14 protein-coding genes are annotated in these 13,496 nt (G+C 67.7%); 4 read left to right on the forward strand and 10 right to left on the reverse strand.

Annotated features, from left to right (window positions below; translation table 11 throughout):
- The 7 genes from AC07YR_RS20840 to hemE all read right to left on the reverse strand — a co-directional run.
- Positions 1-916 (reverse strand): uroporphyrinogen-III synthase (locus AC07YR_RS20840; RefSeq protein WP_494735125.1); only part of this gene is annotated, 916 nt, incomplete at its 3' end.
- 18 nt (positions 917-934) lie between these two features.
- Positions 935-1,933 (reverse strand): hydroxymethylbilane synthase, encoded by a 999-nt coding sequence (gene hemC, locus AC07YR_RS20845; RefSeq protein ID WP_494735126.1) that lies wholly within the window; start codon positions 1,931-1,933, stop codon positions 935-937.
- On the reverse strand, positions 1,930-3,219 hold the full coding sequence (locus AC07YR_RS20850; protein WP_494735127.1) for a ferrochelatase: 1,290 nt from the start codon (positions 3,217-3,219) through the stop codon (positions 1,930-1,932). Before AC07YR_RS20850 ends, hemC begins: the two co-directional genes overlap by 4 nt.
- Positions 3,216-3,941: a hydrogen peroxide-dependent heme synthase gene (gene hemQ, locus AC07YR_RS20855; protein WP_494735128.1), complete on the reverse strand. Its 726-nt coding sequence runs from the start codon at positions 3,939-3,941 to the stop codon at positions 3,216-3,218. The genes AC07YR_RS20850 and hemQ overlap by 4 nt, the downstream gene beginning before the upstream one ends.
- Before the next feature lie 100 nt (positions 3,942-4,041).
- Positions 4,042-4,986 (reverse strand): hypothetical protein, encoded by a 945-nt coding sequence (locus tag AC07YR_RS20860; RefSeq protein ID WP_494735129.1) that lies wholly within the window; start codon positions 4,984-4,986, stop codon positions 4,042-4,044.
- A gap of 66 nt (positions 4,987-5,052) precedes the next feature.
- Entirely contained in the window at positions 5,053-6,507 is a 1,455-nt protein-coding gene (hemG, locus tag AC07YR_RS20865) for a protoporphyrinogen oxidase (RefSeq protein WP_436058105.1), read from the reverse strand.
- Positions 6,508-7,629, reverse strand: coding sequence for a uroporphyrinogen decarboxylase (gene hemE / locus AC07YR_RS20870; RefSeq protein WP_055796631.1), 1,122 nt, complete (start codon positions 7,627-7,629; stop codon positions 6,508-6,510). It lies immediately after the preceding gene.
- Between the two features lie 158 nt (positions 7,630-7,787).
- On the opposite strand from hemE, the gene AC07YR_RS20875 reads away from it, so the two are divergent.
- Positions 7,788-9,128 (forward strand): glutamyl-tRNA reductase, encoded by a 1,341-nt coding sequence (locus tag AC07YR_RS20875; protein ID WP_494735130.1) that lies wholly within the window; start codon positions 7,788-7,790, stop codon positions 9,126-9,128.
- Positions 9,129-9,203: 75 nt separating this feature from the next.
- Here AC07YR_RS20875 and AC07YR_RS20880 read toward each other — a convergent pair whose 3' ends face one another.
- Positions 9,204-10,235: an SDR family NAD(P)-dependent oxidoreductase gene (locus AC07YR_RS20880; RefSeq protein ID WP_494735131.1), complete on the reverse strand. Its 1,032-nt coding sequence runs from the start codon at positions 10,233-10,235 to the stop codon at positions 9,204-9,206.
- 3 nt (positions 10,236-10,238) lie between these two features.
- The gene (gene moeB / locus AC07YR_RS20885; RefSeq protein WP_055796641.1) at positions 10,239-11,438 is read right to left on the reverse strand and encodes a molybdopterin-synthase adenylyltransferase MoeB; all 1,200 of its coding nucleotides are present in this window, start codon (positions 11,436-11,438) and stop codon (positions 10,239-10,241) included.
- A gap of 84 nt (positions 11,439-11,522) precedes the next feature.
- Here moeB and AC07YR_RS20890 point away from each other — a divergent pair, with 84 nt between their 5' ends.
- Genes AC07YR_RS20890 through AC07YR_RS20900 form a run of 3 tightly spaced genes read left to right on the forward strand, consistent with a single transcriptional unit; the run spans position 11,523 to position 12,817 of the window.
- The gene (locus tag AC07YR_RS20890; RefSeq protein ID WP_436058109.1) at positions 11,523-12,191 is read left to right on the forward strand and encodes a TetR/AcrR family transcriptional regulator; all 669 of its coding nucleotides are present in this window, start codon (positions 11,523-11,525) and stop codon (positions 12,189-12,191) included.
- Positions 12,192-12,242: 51 nt separating this feature from the next.
- Positions 12,243-12,467, forward strand: coding sequence for a DUF3107 domain-containing protein (locus AC07YR_RS20895; protein ID WP_055796646.1), 225 nt, complete (start codon positions 12,243-12,245; stop codon positions 12,465-12,467).
- Positions 12,468-12,514: 47 nt separating this feature from the next.
- The gene (locus AC07YR_RS20900; RefSeq protein ID WP_055796649.1) at positions 12,515-12,817 is read left to right on the forward strand and encodes a hypothetical protein; all 303 of its coding nucleotides are present in this window, start codon (positions 12,515-12,517) and stop codon (positions 12,815-12,817) included.
- A 6-nt stretch (positions 12,818-12,823) separates the two neighbouring features.
- On the opposite strand, the gene AC07YR_RS20905 is transcribed toward AC07YR_RS20900, so the two are convergent.
- Positions 12,824-13,489 (reverse strand): 4a-hydroxytetrahydrobiopterin dehydratase, encoded by a 666-nt coding sequence (locus tag AC07YR_RS20905; protein WP_494735132.1) that lies wholly within the window; start codon positions 13,487-13,489, stop codon positions 12,824-12,826.
- Between the last annotated feature and the right edge of the window lie 7 nt (positions 13,490-13,496).

Consider the following 13,496-nt stretch of genomic DNA (forward strand, 5'->3'; position numbering starts at 1 on the left):
GGACGGGGGTTTCAGCGGCGGAGGGTGGTGGTGTGGAATGTCCTGGTGCCAGCGCCTGGAGGACGGCGGACACCAGGCCGGACGCTGTTGGCTCCTCGGCGACGGCGGCCACCGGCAGCCCCAGCGATGCGGCCTCAGCTGCCGTCGAACGCCCGATCGCCACGAACCGGCAGTCACCCAGGGGCGACAGCCCCGCATGGATGCGGCGGGCGGCGCTGGGTGAAGCGGCGACGACGGCATGCAGCCGCCCGGCGGCAAGCTCGGCTTTCGCTTCGGCCGGAGTAAGCACCTCAGTTCCGGGCTGCGCGACGGCGGCGGATGCCTCCGTGGTGAAGCTACGGGCCGGATCCGCCGGGTAATCCACCGTGTGGTAGGCAGTCACTGCCTGGACGCTGGCACCGAGTGCTTCCAACCCGTCGGCCAGCCTGCCGTCCGCGATGTCCGCCTGCGGAAGGAACACGCTGCCCTGGCCGTGCGGCCAGATGTCCAGGAGCCCGACGCCGGACTGAAGCCGGGCAGGCGCAAGGTCGACCGTGACCCCGCGTGATTCAAGTTCACGCCGCGTGGCGGGCCCGATGGTGGCCACCTGGACGGAGCCCGGCAGCCATCGGCTCAGCGTGCTGCCCCGTTCCCGGGCGAGTTCCTCGAGCGCCTGGACGGTGGTCACACTGCTGATCACCAGCCAGCTGTAGGCGCCTGCACCCAGCGCGTCGAAGGCGACTTCCAGGGAATGCAGGTCCCTGGCCCGTTCAAAATCGATCAGCGGGAGCAGTAGCGGCTCGGCGCCGGTTTCCCGCAGGGCGGCGAGGAGGGCCGCTGCCCGGTCCGGGCTGCGGGTGACCAGGACGCGGGCACCCTCCAGCACCCGCGGCCCTGGCTCGCCCTCAGCGCGGCGGGCACTGCGTCGTCCCATCATGTGGCGGGCTCCGCCGGTTCAGGAAGCGGCAAGGTCCGCGATGTCGGCTGCGCCGGCCGCCAGCAGCACCTCGGCAAGTTCGATGCCGAGAAGCGTGGCGCCCACCTCGGTGAGCCCGTCTGTTGCCCGCTTGTCGCGGACGGAGGCTTTCCCGTCGACAGCGCAGACCGCGGCCTCCAGGTACAGCATGCTTCCCTTGCGGAACGCGTAGGCACCCACCGGAGCCGCGCAGCCTGCCTCCAGCCGGGCCAGGAGTGCCCGCTCGGCCGTGACCGCCAGCCGCGTGTCCGTGTCATCGAGCGCTGCCAGCGCCTGCGCCAGCGGTCCCTGGGAGCCCTCGGTGGACCCGGTTTTCCGCGGCGCATCAGCGGTGCGGCATTCGATGGCCAGTGAGCCCTGGCCGGCGGCCGGAAGCATCACGTCCGTTTCGAGGTATTCGCTGATGGTGTCCAGCCGGCCGATGCGCTCAAGGCCGGCAGCCGCAAGCACGACGGCGTCGAGGTCGCAGGATTTCCCGTCCACCACGGCGTCGGTCGCGTTGCCCGGCAGGCCGGGGACACGGCCCAGCCGCGTATCCACGTTGCCGCGGATGTCCACGACGTCCAGGTCTGGACGGGCGGCGCGGAGCTGCGCTGCCCGGCGCGGGGAACCGGTACCCACCCGGGCGCCCTGCGGCAGGTCGGCCAGTTTGAAACCGTCGCGGGCACAGAGCACGTCGCGGACGTCCACGCGCTTTGGCGTTGCAGCGAGGGTCAGCCCGGGAGCGGCTCCGGTGGGCAGGTCCTTGAGCGAGTGCACGGCAACGTCGCACTGGTCCCGCAGCAGCGCATCGCGCAAGGCAGCAACGAACACACCTGTGCCGCCCATCTGCGAGAGCGAGCCGGTCAGGACGTCCCCGTCGGTCCTGATGTGCACGAGTTCCACGGGGAAACCGCCTATTGCGGCAAGCTGGTCCGCCGTCTGCTGGGTCTGGGTGAGCGCCAGCTTGCTGGCGCGCGTCCCGATGCGGACTGTCACAGCGATTCCTGTCCCGCCGCCTGTGGAGCCGGGGCGGCAGCAGGGTCCGAGGGGTAGGGGTCGTGGCCCGTTCCGACGGTGGTGTCCGCTCCTGCGATGGTGGGCTTCTCGCCCCGGAAGTTGGCGCAGCAGCCCGGGCGGCAGACGTCGTACCAGGGGCCGAGGTCGGTCAGGTGGGGCCTGTCGGCAATGTTGTTCGCGGCAGTGCGCTCACAGATCAGGTCCACGATGCCGCCCACGAACTTGCGGTGCGTGCCGGGGGTGGGCACCCGGGTTGCGGCGAGGCCGTGGCTCCGGCAGGTCTCCAGCGCTTCGGTGTCCAGGTCCCAGACAACCTCCATGTGGTCGCTGACGAAGCCAAGGGGCACGATCACGATTCCTTTGACGCCCTGGCCGGCGAGTTCCTCGATGGCGTCGTTGATGTCCGGTTCGAGCCACGGAACGTGCGGGGCGCCGGAGCGGGACTGGTAAACGAGCGACCACGGGGCGGTGTCACCGGTTTCCTCCTCGACCCGGCGGATCACCTCGGCGCCGGATGCCAGGTGCTGGGCAACATAGGCCGAGCCCTCAGCGAACTGGCGCGGCTCGTCCTCGGAACGACCGGCGGCTTCGGCGTCACGCGTGGGAATGGAGTGGGTGGCGAACAGGATGTGAACGGGTGCGTCCGGGGTGCCGGCGGCGGCCAGCTGGGCGCGGACGTCGGCCAGGCCGGCGGCGGTGCCTTCGATGAACGGTTCCACGAAGCCGGGGTGGTCGAAGTACTGGCGGACCTTGTCCACTTCCAGCTTTCCGTCCAGGCCGGTGGAGGTCAGCGCAAGGCCGATATCTTCGCGGTACTGGCGGCAGCTGGAGTAGCACGAGTAGGCGCTCGTGGTGACCATCAGGACCTTGCGGTGGCCGGCGTCGTACACGTCCTGCAGGGTCTGCGGGATGTAAGGATCCCAGTTCCGGTTACCCCAGAAGACGGGCAAGTCGATGCCGCGGGCGGAAAGTTCGGCTTCGATACCGGCCTTGAGGGCACGGTTCTGCTGGTTGATCGGGCTGATGCCGCCATTGGCCCTGTAGTGGTGCGAGACCTCTTCGAGCCGTTCGTCCGGGATGCCGCGGCCACGGGTGACGTTGCGCAGGAACGGGATGACGTCGTCCTGGCCTTCGGGGCCGCCGAACGAGGCGAGGAGGACGGCGTCGTACTCCTTTGGCGCCATCCGGCCGGCTTCGGTGACCGGGTTGACGGCGGTGCTGGCGGCTGCCGAGCCAGGCGCTTCCTGGGATTCGAGCGGGCTCATGCGAGGACCTCGGCGATCTCCCCGGCGGTGACCCGCCGGCCGGTGTAGAACGGGATTTCTTCACGGACGTGGTGCCGGGCCTCGGTGGCGCGCAGGTGGCGCATCAGGTCAACGAGGTCCACCAGCTCGGGGGCCTCGAGGCCGAGGATCCATTCCCAGTCGCCCAGGGCGAAGGACGAAACGGTGTTGGAGATGACCTGCGGGAAGTCGCGGCCCAGCATTCCGTGGTCGCGCAGCATGGCGCCGCGCTCAGCGTCGGGCAGGAGGTACCACTCGTAGGAGCGGACGAACGGGTAAACGCAGAGCCACTCGGCGGGTTCCACGCCGCGGGAGAACGCGGGCGTGTGGTTCTTGGCGAATTCGGCCTCGCGGTGCACGCCCATGGCGGACCAGGCGATCTCAGTGCCGGCAAAGAGGCTGCTGCGGCGGATGTCGCGGACGGCTTGCTGCAGCGCCTCGGGCTTGGGGCCGTGGAGCCACACCATGATGTCCGCATCTGCACGCATGCCCGAAACGTCGTAGCTGCCGCGGTGGACTACCCCGGCATCCGCAAGGCGGCCCAGCAGTGCTTCGAATTCGATGGCAGCATCGCCGCTGCGCTGGACGTTCGAGGAGCGCTTGAAAACCGTCCAGAGGGTGAAGAACTGCTCTGTTTCTTCGGCTGCTGATTTTCCGGCTACTGATTCGGTTTTACTGACAGATTCGGCAGAAGTGTGGCTCATAGTTACCAGTCTGCCCCTCGGTGCCGCCTAAGTCGAAACCGAACTGTTCTACAACGTGTAGAAGTGCTTAATTTCACAGGTCATACTGCCCGCAACTGACTCAGATCCGGCGCATCCGCACGTAGGCCACCCCGGCGGCGCAGGCCAGCGCGACCAGCCCGGCACCCCACCAGACCTGGGGCGACAAGTCGCCCATCGGCGAGACGCTCACGGCAGACCGCATCACCGGTGCGCTCGAGACACCGTAGCCGGGCCCGGACAGCGGCATGACCCCTGCCGACGTCAATATGGCCATGTTGGCAGGACCGTACCTGTTCGTGGTTGTCCATGCCGACGCCGGCGCAGTGGTTGCGGACCCTGCGGCCCGGCTGCCGGTCGCCGGCACCGTTACGCCAGTGGCCGGCACTTTCGCGGACGTGCCGGGAGTGGTTAGTGCCGTTCCCGGAGCGGCCGGTGCGGCACTTCCGGGCAGCGACGGGCTTGGCGCCCCGGGCGTACCGGCAGGAGCCGCTCCGGGGGCGGGAGCAGGCGCGGCCGGCGCCTGTGCCGGACCGGTGGACGGGCCTGCAGCCCCGCCCGCGGGAGGTGCTGGAGTGCCCGACGGCGCGCTGCTTTCGGAGGGAGACGGTGACGGCGTCTCCGGGTCCGGTGACGGCGACGGCGTCTCCGGGTCGGGCGACGGCGAAGGCGTCACCGGGTCGGTCGTCGGAGATGGCGACGGCGTGGGCTGCGACCGTTGTCCGGGCGGCGTCTGCTTGCCGGTGCCGGGTGCGGGCGGGCGGGCTGGATCGCCTTTGGGTCCCAGGACCACGGATGCCCAGATATCCAGCGGGAGAGCACCCGTTTCCACGGAAGCCGTCGTGGCGGCGTCAGCGCCGTCTGTGGTGTCCGGAGCCGGGACGAGGGATACAGCGTTGGATGCAGGAACACCTGCGGAAAGGACTAGTACCGCTCCGAGCGCCGCTGCTGCCGTGCCGCGCCGAAGACCCCCATGGAAACCAGTCAGCGTTCGAGTTTCTTCGGACTTCTGATTGACCATAGTCATCGACCCTAGCCAGAAATTCGTGCCATTTGAAACTTGCAAAGAAGCCCTGCACGCGGTACTCGCGGGCTAGTGGAGGCTGTCCGCGATTTGTTTTTTGGTGTCGGCCACAACCGCTGCCAGGCCGTTGCCCGCCAGCCACCCGCCCACCATCACGAGGCTTCCGTCAGCAGCGCAGACCCTGCGGACTTCCGCCACCCGCTGCCGATGGCCCACGGCTGCGAAAGGCAAAACACCGCCCCAGCTGACGACGTCCCAATCAAGAACGTCATCGGCCGTGACAGGCATTGTCAGCAGTGCCGACGCATCCCGTAAGGCCGCATCAAGCAGGGCACGGTCACCCTCGCGGGAGCCGGCTCCGACAGGTGCGATGGCACCCTCTGAGGGGAGGCGCTCACCCCGGCCGTATGACAGCCGGACGACGTGGGTCCCCGGCCCCGCCGCGGCCGCCAGCCAGTCCCATTTGGCGGTGGCGTGGGTCAAGGCCTTGGCCTCGATGCCGGGTGTCTGCGGTGCCACCAGGATGCCCGTTCCGCGCGGCCGGCGGTCCAGTTCCGGAAGGTCAACAACAAGTGTCACAAGCTTTACGTCCGGACCGGCAGCCGGACGGTGCCCGGCCAGGTCAGGCACGGCATCCTGCAGCAGCCCGACGGCGGACGGGCCATCAAGGGCAACTACCAGCAGACCGGCGTCGTACGTTTGTTCCCCCGCCGAAACCCGCCAACCGTCAGCTGTCCTGGCCACAGCCTCTGCCAGGGTTCCGGGCAGGAGCGTCACGCCGCGCCGGCGCAGCTCCGCCACGAGGGCGCTGATCATGGTGTGCATGCCGCCGTGGAGGCCGGCGACGGCGGATCCCGCCTTGGTGCCCTGCGCCGGGGTCCCCCGGCGCTGGGCCGCGACAGCGGCGGCCAGGGAGCCGTGGGCCTTGATTCCGTCGCGGAGCCCGGGCGCCACCATGTCCACGTCGAGGAGCGCGGGATCTGCGGAGTGCACGCCGCCCACCACCGGCTCGACGAGGCGTTCCAGAACGCGGCGGCCCATCCGCTGCCTGACCAGGGCCGAGACACTGGTGATGCCCGCGCGGGTCCCCGCGGAAGCCGGCAGGAGCCTGTCCAGGGACGCCCGGAGGGAACCGGCCAGTCCCAGCGTCCGCCGCACTTCGGGGTCCCACGGGTTGGCCGGAATGCCCAGCACGCCGGTTTTGGGGAGCTCGCGGGCGCCTTCGGGGAGCTGAACCCAGGCACCGCCGGGATGGGGCGCCACGATGTTGCCGGCGATGCCGAGTTCTGCCGCGAGGTCCGCAACGGCGTTTGTACGGGTGGCGAAGGACTCCGCTCCGCTGTCCAGCGTCAGGCCGCCCACCACATGGCTGCCCACGCAGCCACCCCAGGCTTCGCTGGCTTCCAGGACGGTGACGTGCCTGCCGGCTTTGGCAAGCTCAAGGGCGGCGAGCAGGCCGGAAACGCCGCCTCCCACCACCACGGCCGTAGTAACGGACGCTTCCGGCGTGGCTGCGCTCACCATTTACTCCGGGGAAATCGAGTGAATGAGTTCGACGACGCGCGTCAGGACGTCGGGGTCGGTCTCCGGCGGTACGCCGTGGCCCAGGTTCAGGACGTGGCCGGGGGCGGAGGATCCGGCCCGGATGACCTCCCGCACGTGCGCTTCGAGGACTGCCCACGGAGCTGACAGCAGGGCGGGGTCGATGTTGCCCTGCAGCGGGACGGTGCCGCCCAGCCGGCGGTTGGCTTCGTCCAGCGGCAGCCGGTAGTCAACGCCCACAACGTCGACGCCGACGTCGCGCATGGCCACCAGGAGTTCGGAGGTTCCGGTGCCGAAGTGGATCAGCGGTGCACCGAGGTGCCGGACGTGGTCCAGCGCACGGGCAGAGGCCGGGGCCACGAAGCGCTCGTAGTCGGCCAGCCCCAGCGAGCCCGCCCAGGAGTCGAACAGCTGGCCTGCGGAAGCACCGGCTTCCAGCTGGGCGCGAAGGAACATGCCCGAGGCGTCGGCAGCCCAGTTGGCCAGGGCAGTCCAGGTTTCGGGGTCGGCGTGCATCATGGTGCGCGGGCCGAGGTGGTCGCGGGAGGGCTTGCCCTCAACCATGTACGCGGCGAGGGTAAAGGGCGCACCCGCGAAACCGATCAGCGGCGTTTTGCCCAGCTGCGCAACGGTAAGGCGGACGGCTTCCCGGATCGGCTCCAGCGCTTCCCAGGTCAGCTGCGGGAGTGCCGCGACGTCCTCGGCGGTGCGGACCGGCTTGTCCAGGACCGGACCAACGCCCGGAACGATGTCCACGCCCACCCCGGCCAGTTTCAACGGAATCACGATGTCCGAGAAGAAAATGGCGGCGTCGACGTCGTGCCGGCGCACGGGCTGCAGCGTGATCTCGGAGGCCAGCTCGGGACGCAGGCAGGAATCCAGCATGGCCACGCCTTCGCGCACCTTCAGGTACTCCGGCAGGGAACGGCCGGCCTGCCGCATGAACCAGACGGGTCGACGGGACGGCTTACCGCCGCGGTAGGCGGTGATGAGCGGCGAATCAGCCGTGCGGCCGTCCATCAGCGGGTGTCCTGCATCCAGGGTGGCATCGGTGAACGGGGCGTCGGAAACCGTACCGTTGGACGTTGCAGCGCTTGAAGTCATGACTCCGATTGTCCCTAAAGTCGCGCCGAAAAGATAACGACAGGCTGTCATCCGGGGCTAGCCACGGCCCTCCGTGGCAGGAATCACAGGCCGCCGTGGGGTTCACCACGGTGCTTTGTTGTTCTACGCCGCGACGTAAAAGCTATGATTGTGATGCTGTGGTTCTTTTTTCATTGGTGGCTACACACGCCGACATCGACCTCGAGACCGTTGCTCAACTGAGCACCGGTGCTTCCGAGCTTGCTACATCCGCACTCTCCGGGTCGCCGGCAGTGACGGGTGCGGTGGTGCTTGCCACCTGCAACCGCTTCGAAATTTATGGTGAAGCGCCCCATCCGGATGACGTGGAAGCCGCACGGGCCGCCCTCGTTGCCCAGATCAGTGAACGCACCGGACTCAACGAGCAACTGGTGTCCCGCTCATTCAATACGCGCACCGGCGGCGAAGTCAGCCAACACCTTTTCGCCGTGAGCTCCGGCTTGGACTCGGCTGTGGTGGGCGAACGCGAAATCGCGGGGCAGGTTCGCCGGGCACTCATCACCGCCCAGCATGAAGGAACTGCCAGCTCAGGGCTCGTCCGCCTCTTCCAGGCAGCATCCAAGACCGCCAAGGATGTCGGTGCGCAGACGGCCCTGGGATCGCGCGGACTGTCCATTGTCTCGGTGGCGCTGGATCTCGCCACTGACCTTTCGGAAAACCCCGACTGGTCCACCAAGAAGGCCGTGGTCTTCGGGACCGGCGCCTACGCCGGCGCCACCATGTCATTGCTCCGCGAACGCGGATGCACCGATATTTCCGTCTTTTCCTCCTCCGGACGCGCCGAAGCCTTCGTCGCTACGCGCGGCGGCAAGGCCCTCGACGCCGATTCGCTTCCCTCCGCGGTGGCCGCAGCGGACGTCATGATCGGGTGCAGCGGCTCCGATACCCGCGTCGAAGCGGATGAACTCGCCCGCGTTCGCGCCGGCTCACCCCAGACTCTGATCGCCATCGACCTGGCGCTCACCCATGATTTCGATCCCGCCGTGGGAGAGCTCGACGGCGTGGAGCTGCTGACGCTCGAGTCCGTGCGGCTCGCTGCCCCCCAGGAGCAGGCCGAATCGCTGGCACAGGCCAGCGGCATCGTTACCGGCGCGGCTGCAGCGTTTGAGCAGGAGCGCGAGGCCAGGTCCGTGGACTCGGCGATTGTCGCGCTGCGCCGCCACACCATGAACGTCCTCGACGCCGAAATGGAGAAGGTCCGGGCACGCCACGGCTGCACGGCCGCCGCTGAGGAAGTCGAGTTCGCCCTGCGCCGGATGGTCAAGCAGCTGTTGCACGTTCCCACGGTCCGCGCGCGGGAGCTGGCCTCCAACGGCCAGCAGGAACAGTACATTGCGGCCCTTGACGCGCTGTACGGCATCACCGTTGAGCAGCCCGCCGCTGCCCCGGCTGCCGAATGCCCGGTGGACCACGGCCAGGCCGGCCCGGCGTCCGCCGACCTCCGGCGGGAAACCGCCTAGCCTCAGGCTTCCGGCCCGCCCCGGCGCACGCGCCCGACGCGGAGCCAAACGCGGAGCCAACCGGGCGGCAAGATGTCAGCCGAAGGCGTTTATCCCGGTCATCTCCGCCGAGAGCGTCCACAAGCGCGCAGCATCCGACGGATCCACCGCGTGCGCATCCACTCCCCTGATCCGGGCTTCAGGACTCCCCGTCCGGGTGGGTTCGGCGATGTCGCAGTCCTCGCAGTAGACCCCGCCCATGCCCTGCAACGCCGGGGACGTGGCGGCCCACACTGTGGTTGCGGCGCCCTGTGCCGGGGTCTTGAACCTGGCATCGACGTTGCCGTCCTGGTCCATCCAGCCGGCCGCCACCATTTCCTCGCGCGGCAGGTGGCGCTGCAGTTCCGTCATGATGCCGCCGGGATGCACGGCGAATGCCCGAACGCCGGTGTCCCTTCCGAGGAAGTCCAGGTGCACGGCGAAGAGGGAGTTGGCCGTCTTGGCCTGGCCGTAGGCTTTCCATTTGTCGTAGCCGGTGTCGAAGTTGATGTCGTCGAAACGGATGGGCGACAGCTTATGCCCGGTGGACGACAGCGAGACCACGCGCGCGCCGTGGCCGGCCGCCAGCGCGGGCCACAGCAGGTTGGTCAGGGCAAAGTGTCCCAGATGGTTGGTGGCGAACTGCGACTCCCAGCCGCGACCGACGCGCTCCTCGGGGCTGGCCATGATGGCTGCGTTGTTGATGAGGATGTCCAGCCCTGCGGCTGGGTCCCCGGACGCCGCGGACAGGAACCCGTCTGCAAAGCTTTTCACGCTGGCCAGATCCGCCAGGTCCAGCGCCCCGACACTAACGGCTCCGCCTTCTGCTCCGGCAGGCAGTCCGAAGGGTATTCCGACCGCTTCCAGCATTTCCCGCGCATGGCCGGGCCTCCGTGCGCCCACCAGCACCTCGGCGCCGGCGGACACTAGTGCCCGGACCGTCTCCAGTCCGAGTCCGGAGTATCCGCCCGTGACGATGGCAGTCCTGCCGGTCAGGTCGATGCCGGCAACGACCTCAGCGGCGGTCGACTCCTTGCCGAAGCCGGAACCGGTTTTACGTTGCGGCGTCCTGCTGGTGTCCTGGTTCATTGCTCAGTAAACCGGCTTGGCCGGCTCCACTTCCCGTACCCAGGCAAGGATGCCGCCGTCGAGGTGGCTGACCCGCTGGTAGCCTGCCTTGCGCGCCGCCGCCAGGACGGCCGCTGAGCGCGTCCCGGCCTTGCAGTGGAACACAATGTCCTTGTCCTGGGGCAGCTCGGCCCACGCCTCCCCCGCCAGGATCCTGCCCTGCGGGATCAGGACGGAGCCGTCAATGCTGACGATGTCATGCTCGCCGGGCTCGCGGACGTCCACGAGTTCGAAGTCCTTCAGGCCGGCTTTGCGCGAGGCCAGCATGGTGGCCAGCTGAGTGGCCGTCACGGTGTTTTCCTTGGCCGTTTCAGCCTCCGGAGCTATTCCGCAGAATGCCTCATAGTCCGTGAGTTCCGTGATGCGTTCAGCCGCCGGGTCCCGTGCCACCTTGATCTCGCGCCAGCTGCCGCCGAGGGCGTCGAACAGCGCCACACGTCCCAGCATGGAGCGCCCGACGCCGGTGATCAGCTTCACTGCCTCGGTCACCATGAGCGAGCCGACGGCCGCGCACAGCATCCCGAACACGCCGCCTTCGCCGCAGGAGGGCACCGAACCGGCCGGCGGCGCCTCCGGGTAGAGGTCGCGGTAGGTGGGGCCGTGCTTCTCCCAGAACACGCTGACCTGGCCGTCGAAACGGAAAATGGAGCCCCATACGTAGGGCTTGCCGAGGATGGCGGCGGCATCGTTGACCAGGTAGCGTGTGGCGAAGTTGTCGGCGCCGTCCAGGATGAGGTCATAGCCTGCGAACAGCTCCAGTGCGTTCGAGGCGTCCAGCCTGACATTGTGGAGCCGAACGTCCACCAAGGGGTTCAGCGCGGCAATGGAGTCACGGGCTGACTCGATCTTGGGCCTGCCCACGTCCGCAACCCCGTGGATGACCTGACGCTGCAGGTTGCTCAGGTCAACGGCGTCGTCGTCGATGATTCCCAGGGTTCCCACGCCTGCGGCGGCAAGGTAAAGGAGCGCCGGCGAGCCCAGGCCGCCGGCTCCGATGACCAGGACCTTGGCGTTCTTGAGCCTGCGTTGGCCCAGCGTGCCGATTTCGGGAATGATGAGGTGGCGGGAGTAGCGCTCCACCTCTTCGGCGGTCAGGGCATCCGCCGGTTCCACGAGCGGATCCAGGGTTGCAGGGACAGCAGTTGCGGTGAACGTGGAAGCCATACTTCAATGTATGCCCGAAGATACCGCCAGGTCATATTACCCGCGCGTAAAGTGTAGGTAACTGCAATCGAAAGAAGGCCAACAGTGGTTCATCATGCACCGGTTGATCGGACACAGGCCGGGAAGGCAGCCGCGGGACAGACGCGGACCGGCGGTGCGCGTTCAGCGCGGCTCCCGCGTGACGAACGACGCGCCCAGCTACTGGCGGCCGCCCAGGAAGTATTTGTGGCCAACGGCTACCACGGTGCGGCCATGGACGAGATCGCGGAAACGGCACACGTCAGCAAGCCGGTGCTGTACCAGCACTTTCCCTCCAAGCGCGAGCTTTACCTTGCCCTGTTGGACAGCCACCTCAGTTCCCTGACCGAGCTGATGATGGGCGCCCTGAATTCCACCGATGACAATGACGAGCGCGTCCAGGCGGTCATGCGGGCGTATTACCGCTTTATTGCCAGCGACGACCAGGCGCACCGCCTGGTCTTTGAATCGGACCTGATTAATGACAGCGACGTCAGTTCCAGGCTCGAAACTTTCAACAAGGCTTTTGCCGATGCCATTGCGCGGGTCATCGCCGAGGACACGAAGCTCCCAATGCTGGAGGCCCAGCTGCTGGGGCGCGGACTCGCCGGAATGGCGCAGGTCAGCGCGCGCTATTGGCTCGAAACTGACGGAAACCTGGACCTCGATGTGGCCAGTGACCTGATCTATCGTTTAGCTTGGCGCGGAATCTCCCGCTTTCCCAAGGAAACCTAGACTACAAATAGAGAACACCTTTAGAACTTTGATTGGCTGGGAGGCCTCGCTGTGGAAGTAAAGATCGGCATTCAGAACATCGGCCGCGAAATTGTGCTGGAATCGGCTCAGGATGCTGACGCTGTTGCCAAGCTCGTCGAGGAAGCCATCGCCAAGGGTTCCGAGCTTCGCCTGGCTGACGACAAGGGCCGCGTGGTCATCGTTCCCGCCAACGTCCTGGGTTACGTTGAAATCGGGGCAGAGGAAGCCCGCCGCGTCGGGTTCGGCCAGCTCTAGGCACCCCACGTAGACCAATCCGCTCTGCAGCAAGGAGTTCGCCGAAAATGCTTTCCCTGGTAATCGTGGCCCTGGTCACCGCTGCCACAGGCCTTGTTGTCTGGGCCAACGACCGGCGCCATGCGAAGTACGGCATCGCCATGCCGCCGGGCGTTTCCCTTGCCGTGGGGATGCTGAGCTGGATCATCTTCATGGCAGCGGGGCTTGGTTACCAGCCCGGCCTGACGTGGATTCCCTGGGTGCTGCCCATGGTGCTGGGCACCGGGGCGGCACTCGCTGCCGCGGTGTACCTGGGCCGGAAGCGTACCCTGCATGACACAAAGCAGCTGACGGCAGCCCTGAGACTCTAGCCAGGGCTACAGATCCGGTTCGTGCCCTTCCTCGGTGCAGAGGCACAGCCGGTTTCCCTGCGCATCCGTGACCACCACCCAGTTGGGTGCGTGGTCACGGTTCATTAAGGCCCCGGTGGCTGCGGTTTTCTCCAGTGCCGGGCCGGATTCCGCTTTGCTCCGGTGGATGTCCAGGTGGAAGCGGTTCTCGTTCGGGGTGGGCGTTTCCTGGAACCAGACCCCCGGGCCGCGGCCGTAGGGGTCGACCAGGTCGCCGTACCTGCCTTTCCGGTAGCCAAGGGCGGTCCGCCACACCTCGGAAATCTCGTCCGGGTTCGCAGTGTCTATGGCGATCTCCACTGTCCGGTACAGGCCGGGCTCAGCGGCCGCCGACGCAGCAGCGGCTGCCAGGCTCACGGCCGCTGCAGCGGTGACGTCACGCTCCGTCACCTCCGAGCCGGCGTCGTGCGAGGTGAAGCGGATGAACACCCTGTTGTAGCGCCAGTCCAGGTCCGGGTGGTGGTTTTGCTCCTCGGCGAGGCGCCCGACGGCGGCAATCAGCTCGAGCGCTCCGGCCACCGTCGGCGTCTTGAAAACGGTCACCAGGCCTCCCAGCCGGTACCTCCAGTCGGGAAGGTCCGCCAGGGCGGCGTCGATCCGGGCTCGCGTCAGAACGTCTTCCTTGCCGGTCACCGCTGGC

This window comes from Arthrobacter sp. GW460-12-1-14-TSB2, assembly GCF_059423525.1.